The 18,092-nt window shown below is 65.7% G+C and carries 15 protein-coding genes and 1 pseudogene; 9 read left to right on the top strand and 7 right to left on the bottom strand.

Annotation, left to right across the window (positions count from 1 at the left end; genetic code table 11):
- Positions 1 to 23 precede the first annotated feature (23 nt).
- Complete coding sequence (locus L0C25_RS04570; protein ID WP_271636791.1) at positions 24 to 1,190, top strand: epoxide hydrolase family protein; 1,167 nt, start codon at positions 24 to 26, stop codon at positions 1,188 to 1,190.
- A gap of 1,161 nt (positions 1,191 to 2,351) precedes the next feature.
- On the opposite strand, the gene L0C25_RS04565 is transcribed toward L0C25_RS04570, so the two are convergent.
- Positions 2,352 to 2,846: a MarR family winged helix-turn-helix transcriptional regulator gene (locus L0C25_RS04565; protein ID WP_271635240.1), complete on the bottom strand. Its 495-nt coding sequence runs from the start codon at positions 2,844 to 2,846 to the stop codon at positions 2,352 to 2,354.
- A 76-nt stretch (positions 2,847 to 2,922) separates the two neighbouring features.
- Here L0C25_RS04565 and L0C25_RS04560 point away from each other — a divergent pair, with 76 nt between their 5' ends.
- Both L0C25_RS04560 and L0C25_RS04555 read left to right on the top strand, forming a co-directional pair.
- Complete coding sequence (locus L0C25_RS04560; RefSeq protein WP_271635239.1) at positions 2,923 to 3,564, top strand: NADPH-dependent FMN reductase; 642 nt, start codon at positions 2,923 to 2,925, stop codon at positions 3,562 to 3,564.
- A complete protein-coding gene (locus L0C25_RS04555) occupies positions 3,561 to 4,793 on the top strand; it encodes an MFS transporter (RefSeq protein WP_271635238.1) in 1,233 nt (410 codons plus the stop codon). The genes L0C25_RS04560 and L0C25_RS04555 overlap by 4 nt, the downstream gene beginning before the upstream one ends.
- A 619-nt stretch (positions 4,794 to 5,412) precedes the next feature.
- On the opposite strand, the gene L0C25_RS04550 is transcribed toward L0C25_RS04555, so the two are convergent.
- The 4 genes and pseudogenes from L0C25_RS04550 to L0C25_RS24165 all read right to left on the bottom strand — a co-directional run.
- On the bottom strand, positions 5,413 to 5,955 hold the full coding sequence (locus L0C25_RS04550; RefSeq protein WP_271635237.1) for an MFS transporter: 543 nt from the start codon (positions 5,953 to 5,955) through the stop codon (positions 5,413 to 5,415).
- A 495-nt stretch (positions 5,956 to 6,450) separates the two neighbouring features.
- Positions 6,451 to 7,470, bottom strand: a complete 1,020-nt coding sequence (locus tag L0C25_RS04545) for a TIM barrel protein (RefSeq protein ID WP_271635236.1) — start codon at positions 7,468 to 7,470, stop codon at positions 6,451 to 6,453.
- A gap of 11 nt (positions 7,471 to 7,481) precedes the next feature.
- A complete protein-coding gene (locus L0C25_RS04540; RefSeq protein ID WP_271635235.1) occupies positions 7,482 to 7,790 on the bottom strand; it encodes an amidase family protein in 309 nt (102 codons plus the stop codon).
- Positions 7,791 to 8,190: 400 nt separating this feature from the next.
- Positions 8,191 to 8,817, bottom strand: a pseudogene (locus L0C25_RS24165) (amidase family protein); the annotation flags it as partial.
- Positions 8,818 to 8,878: 61 nt separating this feature from the next.
- Here L0C25_RS24165 and L0C25_RS04535 point away from each other — a divergent pair.
- Both L0C25_RS04535 and L0C25_RS24160 read left to right on the top strand, forming a co-directional pair.
- Positions 8,879 to 9,178, top strand: coding sequence for an ArsR/SmtB family transcription factor (locus L0C25_RS04535; protein WP_271635234.1), 300 nt, complete (start codon positions 8,879 to 8,881; stop codon positions 9,176 to 9,178).
- A 513-nt stretch (positions 9,179 to 9,691) separates the two neighbouring features.
- On the top strand, positions 9,692 to 9,937 hold the full coding sequence (locus L0C25_RS24160; RefSeq protein WP_408641672.1) for a VOC family protein: 246 nt from the start codon (positions 9,692 to 9,694) through the stop codon (positions 9,935 to 9,937).
- Positions 9,938 to 10,079: 142 nt separating this feature from the next.
- On the opposite strand, the gene L0C25_RS04530 is transcribed toward L0C25_RS24160, so the two are convergent.
- Both L0C25_RS04530 and L0C25_RS04525 read right to left on the bottom strand, forming a co-directional pair.
- Positions 10,080 to 11,078: a GlxA family transcriptional regulator gene (locus tag L0C25_RS04530; RefSeq protein ID WP_271635233.1), complete on the bottom strand. Its 999-nt coding sequence runs from the start codon at positions 11,076 to 11,078 to the stop codon at positions 10,080 to 10,082.
- A gap of 378 nt (positions 11,079 to 11,456) precedes the next feature.
- Positions 11,457 to 12,041 carry a TetR/AcrR family transcriptional regulator gene (locus L0C25_RS04525; RefSeq protein WP_271635232.1) on the bottom strand — a complete coding sequence of 195 codons (585 nt, stop codon included), beginning with the start codon at positions 12,039 to 12,041 and terminating at the stop codon, positions 11,457 to 11,459.
- 157 nt (positions 12,042 to 12,198) lie between these two features.
- Between L0C25_RS04525 and L0C25_RS04520 the strand changes: the two genes are divergently transcribed.
- The 4 genes from L0C25_RS04520 (at position 12,199) to L0C25_RS04510 (ending at position 17,955) form a co-directional block, all read left to right on the top strand.
- On the top strand, positions 12,199 to 12,678 hold the full coding sequence (locus tag L0C25_RS04520; RefSeq protein WP_333908567.1) for a GNAT family N-acetyltransferase: 480 nt from the start codon (positions 12,199 to 12,201) through the stop codon (positions 12,676 to 12,678).
- 109 nt (positions 12,679 to 12,787) lie between these two features.
- Positions 12,788 to 13,876, top strand: coding sequence for an NADH:flavin oxidoreductase/NADH oxidase (locus L0C25_RS04515; RefSeq protein WP_271635230.1), 1,089 nt, complete (start codon positions 12,788 to 12,790; stop codon positions 13,874 to 13,876).
- Between the two features lie 416 nt (positions 13,877 to 14,292).
- Positions 14,293 to 14,802, top strand: coding sequence for a redox-sensitive transcriptional activator SoxR (gene soxR, locus L0C25_RS24155; RefSeq protein WP_408641671.1), 510 nt, complete (start codon positions 14,293 to 14,295; stop codon positions 14,800 to 14,802).
- Between the two features lie 318 nt (positions 14,803 to 15,120).
- Positions 15,121 to 17,955 (top strand): AfsR/SARP family transcriptional regulator, encoded by a 2,835-nt coding sequence (locus tag L0C25_RS04510; protein ID WP_271635229.1) that lies wholly within the window; start codon positions 15,121 to 15,123, stop codon positions 17,953 to 17,955.
- Positions 17,956 to 18,092: the final 137 nt, after the last annotated feature.

The following is an 18,092-nucleotide window of genomic DNA, read 5'->3' as shown; positions in this document are numbered from 1 at the left end:
CTGTGCGCGGTGACGCCGGCGGCATGACCGGAACGCAAGAAGAGCCTGAGGTTTTCGACCCGCCCCTCGACGACTCCATGGTGAGTGACCTCGTCGCGCGCCTCGTCAACGCGCGGTTCCCCCCGCAGCTGCCACTGGACGACTGGACTGCTGGTACCCCAATCCCCGTCGTACGCGACTTGATACACACGTGGTCCACCGAGTTCGACTTCGAGGACTACCGCGCCAGTCTCCGGGCGCTTCCTCATTTCCGTCTGAAGATCGACGGTGCATGGACGCATTTCCTGCACGTCAGGAGTCCCCACGCCCACGCCAGACCGATCGTGATCACCCATGGTTGGCCCAGTTCCTTCCTCGAGATCGTCCCACTACTCGGACGTCTGACTAGGCCAGCAGAACATGGCGGTCGAGCTGAAGATGCGTTCCATGTCGTTGTTCCGTCGATGCCGGGATTCGCGTACTCCGAGACTCCGACGAACATCGAGCAGCTGACGGCCTCGTCGATCGCCGACCGGTGGCGGGTCCTGATGTCGCGCATCGGGTACGACTCGTTCTTCGCCTCCGGCGCGGACATCGGCGCGCGGGTGACAGCATGGTTGTCAGCTCGGCACGCTGACGTAGTGCTGGGCGCCCACATGAGTACGAATGCGTTGAGCCCGGTCCGCACACCGGGTGTTCACGACGGTGTTCTCAGCGCTGAGGACGACGCCTGGCTTGACCGGATGGCGACCTGGGCGGAGACCGACGGTGCCTATCACCACTTGCAAGGCACCAAGCCGCTCACAGTCGCCGTCGCGAGCGCGGACTCCCCGGTAACGCTCGCTGCGTGGGTTGTCGAGAAGTGGCAGGCGTGGAGCCGTCTCGACCTCACGGTCCAGCCCGCCCGCACTATGCTGCTCTCACTGTTGACGCTCTACTGGACCACCGGATCGTTCAGCTCATCCGTCCTGCACTACTACGCCCACGATCTGCCGCCCGGAGCTCGGCCGACCATTGAGCCGAACGCGGCACCCATATCCTTGTACGCCAGTGCTTCCGAGATCGGTGGCGTTCCACCACGGTCGCTTGCGCTTCGGCAGTATCGCCAACCCCGCTGGCGCGTCTTACCTCGAGGCGGGCACTTCATGGCGACCGAGGAGCCGGATCTGCTCGTCGCTGACATGCGGGCGTTCGCCGCAGACTTGCGATGAGGCATCGAGCGGTGCAAGTCGTTCCGCTCCGAACGCCGAGGGTCATCGTGCTGGCTCGGTTTCCGCCGTGCAGGACGAGACTTGGTAACCACCGGTCGCGATGACTGATTGAACCGTCGGAGTCGGGCTATGCGTGTGACAGCTCGGTCGGGCCGCATGGGCGTGCAGAGGCCCACCACTGGTGACACCTCTGCGTGCATGCGGGCGTCCTAGTAAGGACCCAGGAAACGAGTGCCAAGACGACGCGTCAGCTCGCCACGACACGCGGCTGATCGGATCGATGTCTTGAGGCCATGCGGGCGATGGCCCAGCGCGCGCTCGCGGTTGCCAGCAAGGATGAGCGTGAAGGGCGCATCGACCATCGCGCCGACAGAGCCTGACCCGGTTTTCCGGGCGAGTGGCTTTCGTTGATCACGCCGTGTCGATGACGGTGGTGTGAAGTGCTTCGTAGTCGGCAGGGCTGGTATCGCCCATCGAGGTGTGTCGACGGGTCGGGTTGTACCAGCCCTCGCTCCAGCTGGCACTGACGTCTCCTGTCCAAAGACTGGCCCCTAGACGAAGTAGAGCTTGACGAAGTAGAGCTTGGTCCGACAACCATGGGAAGGCCGCGACCTATCCCACGGCGGCGCTCGTGACCGCTGATGTCGACCTGTTCGCAACCGGTGCCGCGAGCGCTCCGATGAGTGCCGGGGCCCGCACCACGAACGTGCCGTGACATGTCTACCACCGCATTCCTGACCGCGCGGCGCTGCTCGCCGCTGTGTGCCCGCTCAAGGTCGAGTGGTTCAGGAGGGATATCTGCGAGTGCCGAGTGAGCACCTACATCCGACGCCGACTGTCCGCGCTTCCCGACGGATCGTGGACATCTCGCCAGAACCCGGCGCCGGCCGCCGTCCTCCAGGCAAGCGTGCATGCCCTCGAGCACGAGTCGTGGTCAGGGGAGTCGAATCGCGCGCACCGTTTCAAGGAAGCCAAACCCGACAGTCGAATGCAGGCGTCGACCGGGTCAGCGACGCACCAACAGCCGCGGCGGCCTGAGCACTCACCAGCTGCCAAGTGCGCCACCGACGACCACGATACGTCTCGACGGCAGTTGCCTGTGCCCCAATGAAGGAACGTACGGTGCTTCGCCGTAGCACGTAGTGTTGAGGTCAGGCCTGCTCAGCCAGGTTCGGAGCGCACGAGCAGTTGCTTGAGCGCGGTGGCGGTCGACTCTCGTTGTGGCCGGCTCAGTGGCTCGAGGAAGGCGTCGTCGGCGGCAAGTACCGCGTGCAGGGACCGCTCGACGAGCTGCTCGCCGTGTTCGGTGAGCTGAACGTGCACCCCTCGCCGGTCCTTCGGGTCGGGTATTCGCCTGAGAAGTCCGGTTCGTTCGAGTCGGTCCAGTCTGGTGGTCATCGCCCCGGTGGTGATCAGCGCGGACTGGGCCAGATCGGTCGGCTTGATGCCCGTGTCTACACCATGTCGATGAAGGGTGCTGAGCACATCGAACTCCCCGAGGCTCAACCCGAACGGTCGCAGGGCTGCGATGATCGCTCGCTCGAGATACGCATTGCACAGTCGCAGACGTCCGACGACCTCGAGCGGGCCGGTGTGCAAGCCCGGGTCGCGCGCGGCCCAGGTCTCGAGGATGCGGTCCACGGAATCGGTTGCCATCTGTCCAGACTAGCCTGGAGTCAAGTAAAAGGTATGTGACTTGTTAGTCGCTTTATACCAAGATACATTCGGCCTCATGAGACCTGCAACTGATGACCGGGAGGTGCGAGCCGTCGGCAACCGCCCTAGTCACCCAGAGGCTCCTTCGGATGGGCCGTTGAGGATCGGGGTGATTGTCGGGAGTACGCGACCCGGGCGGCGTGCCCCGGCGGTCGCGCACTGGACAGCGCAGGTCGCGATACAACACCTCGGCGAGGCCGTCGAGGTCCAGGTGCTGGATCTTGCCAGGTTCGCTCTGCCGTTGCTCGATGAGAATGTGCCGGCCGCCTTAGGCGAGTACGAACGCCCCCATACGCGGAGGTGGGCGCAAGCAGTCGGAGCTTGCGACGGATTCGTCTTCGTGACTCCCGAGTACAACCACTCCTTGCCCGCCGCGCTCAAGAACGCGCTCGACTTCGTCTACGCCGAGTGGCACAACAAGGCGGCGGGGATCGTCGGTTACGGAGTCGACGGAGGGGTGCGGGCGGTCGAGCACCTTCGGCAGGTTCTCGCGGAACTGCAGGTCGCCGACGTCCGCACAGCGGTGACCCTGGTCCTGCCCGAGGACTTCACCGGCGACGGCCTCTCCCCGCGGGCGTTCCAGGCCGAGAGGGTTCGCCGCGTGGCCGATGAAGTCCTCACGTGGTCGCGAGCGCTGCACTCGTTGCGTGCTCGATGAGCAGCGCCGGCGGGCGCACCCGGGTGACGCTGGCCGCGCTGCTGGCGGCCTCGACCCTGACCGTGATGGCTGGGGCGATCCTCTCACCGGTGCTCGAACTGATCCGCCGGGACCTCGCACTCACCGAGACCCGAGCGGGGCTCGTGCTGACCCTGCACGGGTTCTCGCTGGCGGTCGTCGCACCTTTCGTGGGTCGGGCAATCGACCGCTGGGGGGTCCGGCTGGCACTGGCGTGGGGGCTCCTGCTGTACGGGATCTCCGGGGGCGCCGGGATGATGACCGAGAGCTACGGGTGGCTGTTGACAAGCCGTCTAGTCTTTGGCGTCGGTGCGGCGGCGGTGTTCGTGGCCACTACCGTTGCGCTCTTCGAGTTGCACGACGGACGCGGGAGGGACCGGGTCATGGGCTGGCGGTCTTCAGCCATCAGCCTCGGCGGACTCGGATGGCCGCTGCTCGGTGGCCTGCTCGGCACCATCTCCTGGCACGCGCCGTTCGCCCTCTATCTGCTCGGCGTACCGCTCGCCGTCGCGTGCATCACCGTGGTGCCCACCCGGCGTACCAGAATCTCCGCGACAGCTGAGGTTGCCGAGACCGCACCGCCCAGCAGTCGGGTCCGAGACCTCGCACGCCGACGCCCCGATCTGCTTGGCTTTTACGCGATGCAGCTCATCAGTGCCGTCCTGCTCTACGCGGTGCTGATACTCCTGCCCATGCGCCTCGCCGAGCTCGGCGTCACCGATCCCCGTTACGTAGCCCTTCACGCCGTGGCACTGTCGGCGAGTATGACCGCCGTCGGTCTGGGCTACGCCCCACTGCGCGCATGGCTCGGCGACCGCGCTCTACTGAAGCTGTCCTTCGCCATCTGGATCCTCGCGCTCGCTGGCCTGAGCATCATCCCGCACCCCATTCTCCTCGGAGCCGCCGCTGCGCTGTTCGGCACCGGCATGGGGCTCGCCGTGCCTGCGCTCACGGTCCTGATCGCCGAAGGTGCCCCTGTATCACTCAGGGGAAGGGCGACAGCGCTGTCAGCCTCTTCGACGTTCGTCGGGCAAGCGGCCGCACCACTGCTCCTCGGGCCCATCGCCAACGCCAGGTCGATCACCACAGGCTTCGCCGTGGCCGCCGTGCTGGCCGCGATCACCCTGCTGCCAGCACTGGTTGTCGGACACCGATTCCGGTCACCGGCCGCCACGCGACGTCATTCGCCCGTACAAGAGGGCCATCGTTGAGCGCAGGCCCGGTAGCCAGTAACCGGGACTCGAGCGGTAATGTCCCGAGCCATCACCGCCCCGCACCGGAGGAATACCGCAAGGGTTCCTCCGGTGTCGGGCTCGATGAGGTGACAAGTCGAGGCGGTAGATGTGCTCGAGCACGTCCTTGCCGGCGCAGGCGGCCCACGAGGTCTCCTTGCCGATCTTGATGAACCCTTTGCGCTCCAGTACGGTCGCCGATCCTCGATTTGGCCGGCCGCGGCACTCTCAACACGTACACCATGCCCACGGCGTCGCCGACGCCCGCGCCGGCATCGCGCGCGGGATCGTCCAGCCGCGCTGCCGCCCGCGTCGAGCCGGCGCTGATCCCGGACGATCGCCCGGCCGCGCCCACGTGTAGGTATCGGCAAGGCCGATGACGCAGACGACGGCGCCAACGACCATGACGCTTGCGATGCCGAGTCCAGTGATAGTTGCCGGGATTAGGAACGTTCCGAGAGCCGCTCCGACTCGGCTGATAGCGGTGAAGAGGCCGGCTCCGGTCGAGCGCAAGGAGGTGGAAACAGGTTCACCCGGGTAGACGGGATGAGGACGCAGGCGGCGGAGCTGAGGAAGGCGAAGACGATGAAGCAGACGGTCACGATCGGAGCGGAATCGCCGCCGAAGGCCGCGAGGGCGATGAATGCGGCGATGCTCGCCGTGAACGGGCCGATGAGGAGGCGTCGACGTCCGAGCGAGTCCACGCATAGTCTGCCTGCGACGGTGCCGATTGTGCGATGGCGTTGAGGGCGATGGTGCCGGCAACGACATTGGAGACGCCCATGGTGCTCAGGACGGTCGGCGCGAAGGTGAAGATCGCGAAGTAGGAGATGACCAGGAACAGGTACATCACGGCCTCGAAGACGGCGCGTTGCCGCTGTTGTCCGCGAAACAGTGAGGACCAGTTGCTGTCGATCGCCCGGTTCTCGGCGCCCAGTGCCCCTTGGTCGAAGGAGGTCGCGCCGAGGTAGGTATCGGAAATGCGGCGAGCCTCCGTTTGGTGACCTTGCCGCGCGAGCCAGGGGCGATTCTGCGATGTTGCGTCGAAGCCGCAGACCGACGAGGGCTGGGATGGCGGCGCTGGCGAGTACCGCGCCAGTGCACATCGGCCCCATTCCAGGAGGGCGTACCCGCTGATCACCGCGAGAAGGTTGTCGAGGTTCAGCAGACCTGAGCAAACGAGATGCGACGGCCTCGCCGCGGGAGGGAGAGAACTCGGCGAGCATCGGTTCTCCGACGGTGTGCTCCGCCCCGATAGCGAAGCCGCTGCCCAGGCGGGCGAGGAATAGCAGCGCGAAGGTGACCGTCGATAGTTGGGCGACCCATGTGGCGATGACAGCGATGAACACGAGTGGAGAACGTGACGCGGCGGCCGATCTTGGCAGTCAGCCAGCCGAAGGCGAGTCCTCCGATAAAGGTAGCGATCAGCGACGATGCACCCAGCAGCCCGAGCTCGAACGCGGAGGACTTTAGCTTCGAGGGCGATGGCCGGCAACGCGACGCTCAGCACGCCAAGGTCATAGCCGTCGAGCCCGTGCCCCCAGGCAGCGGCGGTGGTGACCCTTGCGCAGGGAACGACGTTGATAGGTGCCGTGATTGTCCGGTCCGGTCCAGGCGTCGCAGGTCTTGTGTGTAGTCACGATCGTGCTCCTCGGTTGCCTGATACCGGCTCATCGGGGCTTGGTCGGCCTCCGGTGATGCGTTGGCACAGGGTGATGGCATTGCGGGTCGCGACGTCGAGTGCGTGGTCCTCGAGAGCCATCAACTGTTCCGGCGTGTATACGCTCTCGGGGTGGAAGCAGACGATCGGCGGTGAGAACGGGGGGCGAATGTAGGCGAAGTCGCCTTCGCCAAGTCGCGGGTCGTTCGGGTCGATGGGGCGGAGTTTGCCCAGGGGCACGTGATATCCCCACACGTTCTGGAGTGCTAGGCGCCGGATGCGGCCGGTGACGAGCGTCCTGGTCAGGGATTCCACGGGGATGTGTCCGTGCCCGAGGGGAACACCCATCGTCGCTGGCACGCTGTCCGGACTGTCGTCGGCGGAGATCATCGCGACGTCCTTGAGGTGGCAGGCGACGACGTAGGGCAGCATCGATGCGAGCGCTACGGCAGGCGGCTCGAGCACGGGGAGGCTGTTGCCGTAGTCGAATAGCAGCCGGACGTGGGGGCTGTCGACATTTTCGACAAGTCGGACGAGTTCGGCCGAGGTGAACTCCTCATGGTTCTCGACTGCGACGACGACGTCGGCTGCTTCAGCGGCGAGACGGGAGAGCGCCAGCTCGTGCGTGGTCTTGGCCAACACATCCGGTTCGCAGTGGTGGGTGAACGTCCGTAGTACGCGGGCTCCCAGCGCCCCGGCGATGGTGATGGCGGTCTGGAGGCGGTCTGGTTGGACGGTGTCGGTGTCGACTTCAACGGACATGCCCCGGCTGCGGAGTGCGTCGGCGACGGCGGAGAGGTGGGCCGGTGTGTTCCCGCCAAGGTGGCGGTGTGGTGGCAGGTGGGCATTGTCTGGCCCGGAAAGACTGATATTGACGCCTGCGAAACCGCGGCGTGCGGCCTCGTCGATGAAGGTGAAGACATCGTAGTCGGGATCGTGAACGAAGCGCAGGCGGCGGCTGTAGCTATGGAGCGCCAGCTCGATCTGATCGGCCATGGGCATCCTTGTCAGTGAGTTGGAACGTGCTGCTCCGTGAGCACGTTCTCGACGCGCTCGGCTGCGCTGAGGACGTCCGCATCGCGCCCGGATGGGGCGCAGAGCTGCAGGCCCACGGGGAGTCCTGAATCGGTGAAGCCGCATGGCACCGTGATCGCTGGGCCGTCGAGTTCGTTGAGGGCCCACAGCATGCGGTGGGCTTCTCGGTACAGCTCGTCGTACCTGGCGCCGTGCAGGTCGTCGAACCTCGGCGGCTCGGTAAGGCTCGTCGGCGTCACCAGCACACGGCCGGTGGGGACAATCGACGCGAACCGTGCCATCAGTCGCTGGCACACGGCCGGTGGGGACAATCGACGCGAACCGTGCCATCAGTCGCTGGCGCACGGCCGAGCGACGTCGGCGAGCGACACGGCCACTCGGGTTGTGGTTGGTGAACCACCGGCGGAGGCGAGGTGATGCCAGGTCCCCGGCCGCCATGACCGGATCTCGCCACAGGTCCCACCCCTCGTCGGCAGCGGTCGAGCCGTGACGACGCCGAAAGCGCTCCAGACCACTGAACGGATCGGGACAGGTGGTCGGGTCAGTCGGCAGGTGAACCTTCAGGACGCTCACCGCGCGGTCATAGACCGCCAGCGCGGATGGATCGACGGGCTCGAAGTAGGCTCGGGAGAATAGGATGGTGACGGCGCCATCGGATGCTGCAGTCGCAGTCTGCCTCAGAAGTGCTGACGCCCCGAGCCGGACATCCCGCACAGTCCGTGCGACCAAACCGACCGAGTCCAGAGTGGGCGAGAACGTAATCAGGCCTCTTTGCGCGATGAGGTCGCGTGTGGGTTTGTAACCAACGACTCCACACCACGCGGCCGGCAGACGAACCGAGCCGCCGCTGTCGGTACCGACACCGAGATCGATCAGGCCCGCCGCAACTCCAGCCGCAGCTCCAGATGACGATCCACCGCAAACGCGGTGTTCGTCGAAGGGATTTGTTGGCGCCGGCAAGATCTCGTTCTCACCTAGCACCGATACTCCGAGCTCGCTCATCGCAGTCTTACCCACGCAGATCGCGCCGTGCCGACGAAGGATCCGCACGATCGTGTGATCAGCCTCTTCGGTGGAGCCTCGGATGAACTTGGTTCCGGCACGCGTCGGGCTGCCATGCAGTGGAACGACGTCCTTGAAGGCGACCGTTCGGCCAGATAGCAGCAAATGTTGCGACGCCCGCTGCTCGCGCGCGTCCAGTGCTCGGGCCTCACTGATTGCACGCTCAGTTGTCACAGTCACGAAGGCATCGGGGCCGTCGTTTGCGCGCAACGTGGAGAGCAGTGGTGCGACGCGGGCGACATGCATGCCGGGACGCTAACACGGGCATAGCTATTTCGCTATATGTCTATGCGGCTATGTTTCTTGTATGCGCGTCCACGAGGTAGCCCGAGCCCTAGCATCCGAAACTAGACTGACGATCCTTGAACTGCTGCGCGAACCATCGAAGCGGTTGGCCTCGCAGCGAGAGGGCGACCTCGGCGAGGCTGGAGCCTGCGTCTCACTTATCGCGGCAACAGTGGGCATCTCGCAACCCACCGCCACTCGCCACCTCGACATCCTGCGGGCGGCCGGGCTCATCACCACCGAAAGGATCGGACAACGCACATTCCACCGGCGCAACGAGGCCGGCATCGCGGAAGCCCAGGTCATACTCGGTCAGGTCTGAAACCTCAAGACGCAAGTGGCGACCCAATCCGGGCGCCTCGCCGTGTGCGCCGGCCGTGTTGACTCCGACAAACACGAAGAGAGACCGAGCGCGGCGCACCCATCCGCTGCACTCACAGTCCAGCTTCAAGCGTCTCGTCAGGACGTCGGTGCCTGGATCGAGGACCGCTACAACTGCCGCCGGAGGCGCTCCTCGATCGGCCAGGCCAGCCCCGTGGCAGTCGAGATACAACAAGGCACTCAGACCGCGGCAGATCAGAACGACGCATAACCCTGTGTCCACCAACCGGGATCAAAGCCAGGTAGTTCGCCGAGTCGCTGGGCGAGGACCGTTTGGCGCACCGGGAGACTCTCGCCGCTGACGTCGGCCTCGGTGATGGCGTCGTGTGTCGGGCCCGGGCGGCCGTCGAGCTCGCTGGCGGCGAGCTCTGCGTTTCGAGCGTGACCAAGTGCCGCCGCACTGCCTCTACGAACTCATCATTGACTGTGCCGATCCGACTTCAATCGCCACTTCGTGGGCGATGCATTGGGCGCCCGCGTCGGCCACGACGCACCAGGGTTCACGTATAAGAACCGCATTCATCTCGACGTTGTTTGCGGTGACGTCCCCTCGCTGATTGCGAAAGGCGCCACCTTGCTGCGGGAGGCTGACTCCGAAGGTGGGCGGACGGTGCTTGCCGATCCGGAGGACAACGAGTTCTGCGCGGTCGCAAGCAGCATGGTCGGACGGCCACTAGTTTCCTCGTGGCCACGCGAGTGAGGGTCGCGCCTGGAAGGTGTCCACGTTGGCGTAGTGCGAGCTAACGGTGTCGTGCCGCCTGTCCGAGCATCCGACGTCCGACGCCGTTGTCTGTGACACTGCTCTGCCTATGAGAGTTGGCCACGGCATTGAGCTCGGGGTGTTACTGAGATGCAGACCGACCGCGCGGGGAAGCAGCTGACCTGGACTGGGTGGTCCGGTAATGGGAGGGAGAGACTCCGTACGTGCTTGCGAATGCTTGGCGAAGGGCCTCGGCTGTTCCGAATCCGCAGCGGGAGGAGATGGTCCGCACAGTGAGATCTGTGCCGGTTAGTAGGCGGGCTGAGGCCTCCGTTCGCGCTCGTCGCACGTATCGGCCCGGTGTCACGCCGAGCTCCTTGAGGAAGAGGCGCGCGAGGTGCCGTTCGCTGACGGTGACTCGCTTGGCCAGAGCGGTGGCCGAGAGGTCGTGGTCGAGGTGCGACGCGATGTAGGAGACGGTGTCCTGCACCACGGAGTGTCCGGTGGCAGGTGGCGCCGTGTACATACTCATCTGGGCCTGGTTCCCCGGCCGATGGAGGTAGGTCACCAGTTGGCGTGACACGTCGCGCGCCAGGTCTGCGCCAGCGTCTGTCTCGATGAACGACAAAGTGAGGTCGAGCGCGGCCGTGACGCCCGCTGAGGTGCACACGTCGTTCTCCGCGATGTAGATGGGATCGCTGTCGAACTTGACTGCGGGAAAGCGTGCTCGGAGGTACGCCGCGTGGTCCCAGTGGGTAGCAGCGTGTCGTCCGTCCAGCAAGCCGGTCGCCGCGAGGATGCCGGCACCGGTACACACCGATGCCACCCGGCGTGACTCCCGGCTGAGCCGTCGCACGTGCGCGACCAGTCGTTCGTCATTCATGGCGTCGACATAGCCTGTGCCGCCGACCACAATGAGGGAGTCCAAAGGGCCGTGCGCGCGCTCCAGTGGGATCTGGGCATTGACGACCAGGCCGGTGGCGGTACGGATCGGGGCGCCACGAGGAGAGGCCAATTGCGTGCGGTAGAGAGAGCGTCCACGGAGGAAGTTGGCCAGTTGCAGAGTGCTGACCACGCAGGCGATGTTGAGCAGTTCAGCGGCGGGGTATCCGACGAGTAAGACCCTACGAGTTTCGGTCACATTCCCAACCGTATGGCCTCAGCCGACGCACCGGCGTATGTCTGACAGACGCGCATCGGAAGTTTTCGGACCAGTGCTCTTGTCCTCGCCGCCACTTGGCGCTGGGTCGACCGCCGGTGAGGAATCCAAACGCAACGCCTGGCGTCCATACGGGAAGGCTCCGGTGCACTCGCGCACGAGATCGTCGTCAAAGGTCCGTGGGCTGGGGCCGCTCGCGGAATCGGCGTACGGCGTCGTCGGGGAGATGGAGATCTCGGCGTAGATCCTGTCGCTCAGGTTCGAGTCGTTGGCGAGTAGGTGGCCGATCGATGATTTGCCGGCGCAGGTTGGTCCAGTTAGGACGAGGATGCCGTCGGGCGTGGGTGCATTCATCGGCTGTTAGGGGGCGGGTGGCAGGATGCGGTCGAGGGCGGTGCGGGCGCGGTTGAGGGCGTCATCGCGGGCTAGGAGTTGTCGATCGTGGTTGGCTTTTAGTAGTACGGCGTGAAGCTCGAAGGCGACCTGTTCGGGGTCGGGCTCGGTGGGTAGTTCGCCGAGTCGTTGGGCGAGGTCCGTTTGGCGCACCAGGAGACTCTCGCCGCTGACGACGGCGTCGGTGATGGCGTCGCGTGTCGGGCCCGGGCGGCCGTCGAGCTCGCTGGCGCTGGCGACGAAGAGGCATCCGCCGTCGAAGATGATCAGGTAGTCGATCCAGGACTCCATGACGACGCGCAGGCGGGCGAGCCCGTCGGGTACATCCGCGGAAGGGGTCAGGACCTCGTGCTGGAAGATGTCGACTGCGTAGGCGACGATGGCCAATTGGAGACTCTCCTTCGTGCCGAACAGGGCCTGAAGTGCGCTCTTGGGGACTCCGCTGACCACAGCTAGGCGCCCGAGCGTGAGCCCCTCGAGCCCCTCGATCGATGCGGCGTGCACCGCAGTTCGGAGCACCCCTGTCCGTCGTTCGTCTCCCAGCTTCGTCATGTCCCACAGTCTAGAGCACATACGTACGACCGTAGACAAACGTACGATCGTATGCTGTACTTCATTCGGACACCGCAACCCCGCTTCGACGACCCGGCCGGTGTTGTTCGCGCCGTCGTTGCTGGCGGTGCAGCCCTTTAGATCAGGATGAATTGTCATGATTGAAATCCGTTCCGCCAATCACGCCGACGTTGAGCGCGTCTCCCGAATCTGGCACATGGGCTGGCACGAGGTGCATGACGGCAACGTTCCTGATGCCCTCGTTGATGCTCGTACCCGAGAATCGTTCGCTCGACGAAGCGCGGATCGAGTGTCGGACACGGTTGTCGCCGTGGTCGACGGCGCTGTCGCGGGGTTCGTCATGGTCAACGATGACGAAGTCGATCAGGTGTACGTCGCCGATAACGACCGCGGCACGGGTATCGCTGCCGCGGTACTGACTGCCGGGGAGCGCCGGATTGCCGAGCAAGGTTACGCGGCAGCGTGGCTCGCTGTCGTCCCGAGTAACGCTCGGGCGCGACGGTTTTACGAACGTCAAGGCTGGCAGGACGGCGGATTGTTCGAACATACGGCCCCCGGACCGACCGGCCCAATTGCGGTCGTGTGCCATCGATACATCAGGTACTTGCGCCAGTAACTGCCGTCACGAATGCGGAGCCGCTGACGGCAACTCCTCAGGGGTCCACACCGAGTCCCGTTCAACTGCAGCAGTCTCCGATGAATCGAACAAGATGAGAGGGTGCCCAATGAGTCGACTTTTCACGCCGATCACGCTTCGTCAGGTGACCGTACGCAACCGCGTGTGGGTATCACCCATGTGCCAATACTCCGCGGTGGACGGAGAGCCGAATGACTGGCACCTGGTCCATCTCGGTGCCTTCGCGCGAGGCGGCGCGGGCTTGGTGCTCACCGAGGCCACCGCCGTGACTCCGAGTGGCCGAATCTCTCCTGAGGACACTGGCCTGTGGAATGACGACCAACAGGCGGCCTGGGCACGGATCGTGAAGTTCGTCCACGACCAGGGCGCCACCGCCGGCATTCAGCTCGCACATGCCGGCCGCAAGGCATCGGCGTACTCCGGTTTCACAGGACTGCGCGGCGGTATCACCGACCAAGGAGGCGGCTGGCGTCCGGTTGCCCCGTCGGGGCTTCCGTTCCCTGGACTGCGTGAGGATCCGGCGCCACTCAACGGCGACGGGATCGCGCGAATCGTGTCAGCCTTCGGCGACGCCGCCGAGCGCGCAGTGGCCATCGGGTTCGACATCCTCGAGGTGCACGCGGCCCACGGCTACCTGATTCACGAGTTCCTCTCACCCCTCACGAATCACCGCGACGACGAATACGGGGGCTCCTTTGACAACCGGGTCCGACTGGTGTGCGAGGTCGTACGCGAGATCCGTCGCCGCGTCGACGCCGGTGTGCCGGTAGTCGTCAGACTCTCCTCGACTGACTGGATCGAGGGCGGATGGAGTGAGGGAGACACCGCGAGACTGGCGTCCCTGCTCCTAGGGGAAGGCGTTGACTTGATCGACTGCTCATCGGGCGGCAACGCGCCAGCAAACATTCCAGTCGGACCGGGATACCAGGTGCCGTTTGCGCGCCGTATAAGGGAAGAAGTGAGTATCCCAGTTGGCGCGGTCGGCATGATTACCGAACCCAAGCAGGCCGAGGACATCCTCGCTGAGGCGGCGGCCGACGTCGTCCTTCTGGGCCGTGAACTGCTGCGAGACCCGCACTGGCCCCTGCGAGCGGCCTGGGAGCTGGGCGAGGCAGAAACGGGTATCTGGCCCGTGCAGTACCGCGAGGCAGAATCGGGCACCAAGGTCGGCGGGTAGCCAATAGGCGATTCTCCATAATCGTCGCAGTTGACGACCAGGGGCACCGGTTCTCGTTCTCGCAGGCTCCCTGACTTGAGCCGACGAGAACGACTGGTGGGGCGATTTGCTTGACCGGCGGCGCTCGAGTCAACAGTTGTCAAGACCAGGTGGCCTCCGATGCGCGGCGATCAAAGGCTGTCACGTCACAACGGCGTGGGTGAGGATCCGACGGGGCGAGCAAGGCGCGAACCTCGCCATGGGCTCTACCCCGCTTCGTCCCGCATGATCCAAGTGAGGTGAGGTTGGTCGCTGAATCCGACAGTGGACGCGAGGTCAGCGAGGTTGGTCTCGCCGTCGGTCATACGCCCTGTATATCTGCTTACGTCAAGTATTCTGAGGATGATGGATCGCCGCGGCCATCTCCGGGTCCGCCGATGATCGCGCCAACCGGGCACGGCGCTGACGCTAGGGCGGCCGGTGACCGGTGTTCGATCCCGATCCCCCAGAATCGTGGCCCGACTACCGGCGCTGAGCAAGACGCGCCCGTCGCGGTGTCGGCGTGGCCGCTGCTCGGTACCGCCGATGACCAGCGTCGTTATGCGCGGGATGTCGTAAGACGCATCGCTGTCATCCAGGCCGCACAGCCTGTCGGCATCCCGCCGCGTAGCGTCGCAGATGCGTTGCCGGGCCTGCCCGACGAGCGCACTCCAACATGTGACGACTGGGAACATCTCTCGGCGGGCTGGCGTGCAGAACTCGATGCGGGGATCGATCAGCTCGTGCGCCCGCGAGATCGACTGACTGACTGCATCGGATTCGGCTGCCTGTCGATCGATGCCTGCGCTCGGCGCAACACCAACGACCGGCTCGGAGATGTCGGACCCGGCCCCCGACGCCTCCTCACACGAGGCCTTGCCACCGAGACCAAGTCTCAATACAGGTGATCGAACAGCTGAAGGCGTCGAGCACCGCGAAATCGGGTGAGGGGCGTCGAGCACCGCGAAATCGGGTGAGGGGCAGGGACAGCGCTGACGCGCATCGGTAGCGCCATGGTCCGCGTGCGCTGCTGTCATTGTCGGGTGCAGAGTCTCTGGGAGACGGGATGTCAGCGTGCGGAGACTGGTCCCTACTCGCCCATCGAGACATAGCACGGTCGTTACGCAAACCCAACCGCCTACGGTAGGGCTCACTCGGGACGGATGAGTCCGTCTCGGTCTACGACGGCGCGTATTCGTAGTCCTGCTTCGTGTCAGACTTGCGGCATGGAAGGCGAACCGGCCGAGGGGCCGGTCATTGAGGTCGGCGTGCTGGGCACATTCCGCGTACGCGTCGACGGGCGCACGGTCGAGCTCAGCTCCGACCGTCTGCGTGTGATCCTGGCCGTGCTGGCGATGTCGGCGGGGCGTCCGGTTTCGGTCGAGCGGTTGGCTGAGGCTGCCTGGGGCGACGAGCTGCCGAACGCTGCGCGGCGCACGCTGCAGACGTATGTGCATCGGTTGCGGAGTGCGCTCGGCAGTGCCGCGATCGGGACCGCGAACGGCGGCTACTTCCTCGACACCGATCCGGAACGCGTGGACGCATTGCGTTTCGTCCGGCTCATCGACGGCGCGGCCGAGTCCGGCGATCGCGCGCCGATCTTCGAGGCGCTGCAATTGTGGCGCGGGGACCCGTTCGACGGGCTCGAGTCGCGGTACCTGGCCGAGGCCGAGGCGGTGCATCTGCGCGACCGCCGACTGGCCGTGCTGCAGCGCCGCATCGACCTTGACCTGGCCGATGGCCGATTCGCGGGGGTGGTCGCCGAGCTCGACGCATTGCTGGTCGACCATCGGCTCCACGAGCCGCTGTGGGCGCGACTGCTACGGGCGCTCAACGCGGCCGGTCGGCAGGCCGAGGCGCTCGAGCGATATGCGCAGATCCGCGAGCGGATCGGCGACGAACTTGGCGTCGACCCCGGGCCCGAGCTGCGCACGGTCCACGCCGAGCTGTTGGCCGCCCGTCCGCCCGAACCGGCGGCCCGGCCGGAAGCGGCACCCGAGCGGCTCGTGCCGCGCGAGGTCCCCGTCGACATCGCGGGTTTCACCGGCCGCGCCCAATCGATGGCAGCACTCGACACGAACCTCGCCGACACTGCCCCTGGGCGTGTCGCCCTCGTCGCCGTGCACGGCGCCGGAGGCATCGGGAAGACGTCGCTTGTCGTGCATTGGGCCCACCGCCACTCGGATCAGTTCCCCGACGGACAGCTCTACCTCAACCTCCGCGGATTCGGGCCCGAAGCCCCGATCAGCCCGGCCTCGGCGCTCGACAGTCTGTTGCGCGGCCTCGGCGTCGCAGCCACGCAGATCCCACCTGACACCTCCGCCCGCGCCAGTCTCCTGCGCAGCACCCTGTCCGATCGCCGCGTGCTGGTGATCCTCGACAACGCCCGCGACGCCGACCAGGTACGCCCGCTGCTTCCCGGCGCCGGATCGTCGGCCGTCATCATCACCAGCCGCAACCAGCTGCGTAGCCTGGTCGCCCGAGAAGGGGCGGCCCGCCAAACGCTCGACCAGCTCGACCTCGACGAGTCGACGGCCCTGCTCACGGGCTCGCTCGACCGCGCGGGCGTGGCGTACGACCCGAGCGACCTCCGTCGGCTCGCCGACCGATGCGGCCACCTACCACTCGCCCTGGCCATCGCAGCCGAACACGCCTCCCGACAGCCACACGCCGGCCTGGCCGCTCTGATCGAAGAACTCGACGCGCAAGGTACCCGTCTCGACGTCCTCGACGCCGGCGACGACGCCGCGAACCTCCGGATGGTCTTCGCTTGGTCGTACCGCGCGCACGACGACGACACCGCCCGGATGTTTCGGCTCCTGGGACTCCAACCCAGCCTCGACGTCGGAATCGGCGCCGCCGCCGCGCTCGCCGGAGTCTCACCGGTCGGCGCACGCCGCCACCTCGACCGCCTCGTCGATTCCAACCTGCTCCTGCAACGACAACCCGACCGCTACGAACTCCACGATCTACTCCACGCCTACGCCGCCGAACTCTGCGACGAACACGACCCGGCATCCGCACGCGCCGACGCGCTCGACAGGTACCTCGGTTGGTACGTCCACTCCGCACACAACGGGTGGACACCGTTGCGAGCGATGCCACCGATCGTCGAGCCCGGGCGTCCCGATCCGGGGATCGAACTCGCAACGTTTGACACCGTCGACGACGCAATGGCATGGTTCGACGCCGAGCGTCACGCACTGACTGCCTGTGTACGCTTCACGGCCGCGCACGGCCGCGAGTTGAGCGCATACCGCCTCGCCGACCTGATCCAGGTCTACCTTCGCCGGCGCCGAGCATTCGACGACCTGCTCAGCGTGGGCCGACTCGCTCGCGGCGCGGCGCAACGGACAGGCGATACCGTCGCCGAGGCGCAAATGACCGGACTTCTCGGCATCGTCACTGCGGAGATGCACCAGTTCGATACATCGGCCGACCACCTCGAGCGAGCGCTCGCACTGTTCGAGGAGGCCGGTCATCTCGACGGTCAGCAACGCACCCTTGTGAACCTTGGACTCACCCTCGACGAGGTCGGCGATGCTGAGCGGGCGGTCGGTGCTCTCGCGTGCGCGGTCACCATCAACCGGCGCCGCGAACAGACGCTGCACACGGTGACGTCGCTTGTCCGCTCATTGTCGAGTCAGGCCGAGGTGTGCGTACGCCTCGGGCGGCTCGATGAGGCGGTCACCCTCAGTGGCGAGGCGATCGACCTGTGTCGGGACAGAGACATCGACGCGCTGTTCGAGGCCGACGCGGCGTACCTACATGCGAGCGCACTCGCCGCACAGGGGGCGCATCACGAGGCGATCGAGCACTTCAGCCGCGCGACCGAACTCTTTCGATCCTCCCGAGATCGCTGGTTCGAGTGTGTTGCACGGACTCACCTGGCTCGGTCTTACCAGGCAACCGAACAGACCGAATTTGCCCGATCCGCAGCTCGCCGCGCACTGGAGTTGTTCGACGACATCGGAGACGCGGTCGGCATAGACCTCAGTCGCACCGAGATAGTAGATCTGCTGGCGGGCGAGGGCCAGTCGCCATTCGGCGCGTCTGCATGAGTCGATCATGACGTTTCAGTGGTGAGGGATGTATTCGGCGGCGTTGGAGCCAAGGAGTTGAATCGGCGCTAGCGTCGTGAGAACGCCGCGTACCGGGACAGTGTCGGTCTTATCTGGATCGAAGACGTCGGCGTAGG

The organism is Solicola gregarius, assembly GCF_025790165.1.
Lineage (GTDB): Bacteria > Actinomycetota > Actinomycetes > Propionibacteriales > Nocardioidaceae > Solicola > Solicola gregarius.
Note: the sequence above shows the minus strand (reverse complement) of the source record. Positions and strands in the feature narration are given on the sequence as shown.

What these genes read in the sequence shown, in the direction of transcription:
- L0C25_RS04520 (WP_333908567.1), top strand. Translation starts at nt 12,199, where the DNA reads ATGATTGAAATCCGTTCCGCCAATCACGCCGACGTTGAGCGCGTCTCC.
- L0C25_RS04555 (WP_271635238.1), top strand. Translation starts at nt 3,561, where the DNA reads ATGAGCAGCGCCGGCGGGCGCACCCGGGTGACGCTGGCCGCGCTGCTG.
- soxR (WP_408641671.1), top strand. Translation starts at nt 14,293, where the DNA reads ATGATCGCGCCAACCGGGCACGGCGCTGACGCTAGGGCGGCCGGTGAC.
- L0C25_RS04560 (WP_271635239.1), top strand. Translation starts at nt 2,923, where the DNA reads ATGAGACCTGCAACTGATGACCGGGAGGTGCGAGCCGTCGGCAACCGC.
- L0C25_RS04515 (WP_271635230.1), top strand. Translation starts at nt 12,788, where the DNA reads ATGAGTCGACTTTTCACGCCGATCACGCTTCGTCAGGTGACCGTACGC.
- L0C25_RS04535 (WP_271635234.1), top strand. Translation starts at nt 8,879, where the DNA reads ATGCGCGTCCACGAGGTAGCCCGAGCCCTAGCATCCGAAACTAGACTG.
- L0C25_RS04525 (WP_271635232.1), bottom strand. Translation starts at nt 12,041, where the DNA reads ATGACGAAGCTGGGAGACGAACGACGGACAGGGGTGCTCCGAACTGCG.
- L0C25_RS04565 (WP_271635240.1), bottom strand. Translation starts at nt 2,846, where the DNA reads ATGGCAACCGATTCCGTGGACCGCATCCTCGAGACCTGGGCCGCGCGC.
- L0C25_RS04510 (WP_271635229.1), top strand. Translation starts at nt 15,121, where the DNA reads ATGGAAGGCGAACCGGCCGAGGGGCCGGTCATTGAGGTCGGCGTGCTG.
- L0C25_RS04540 (WP_271635235.1), bottom strand. Translation starts at nt 7,790, where the DNA reads ATGGCACGGTTCGCGTCGATTGTCCCCACCGGCCGTGTGCTGGTGACG.
- L0C25_RS04570 (WP_271636791.1), top strand. Translation starts at nt 24, where the DNA reads ATGACCGGAACGCAAGAAGAGCCTGAGGTTTTCGACCCGCCCCTCGAC.
- L0C25_RS04545 (WP_271635236.1), bottom strand. Translation starts at nt 7,470, where the DNA reads ATGGCCGATCAGATCGAGCTGGCGCTCCATAGCTACAGCCGCCGCCTG.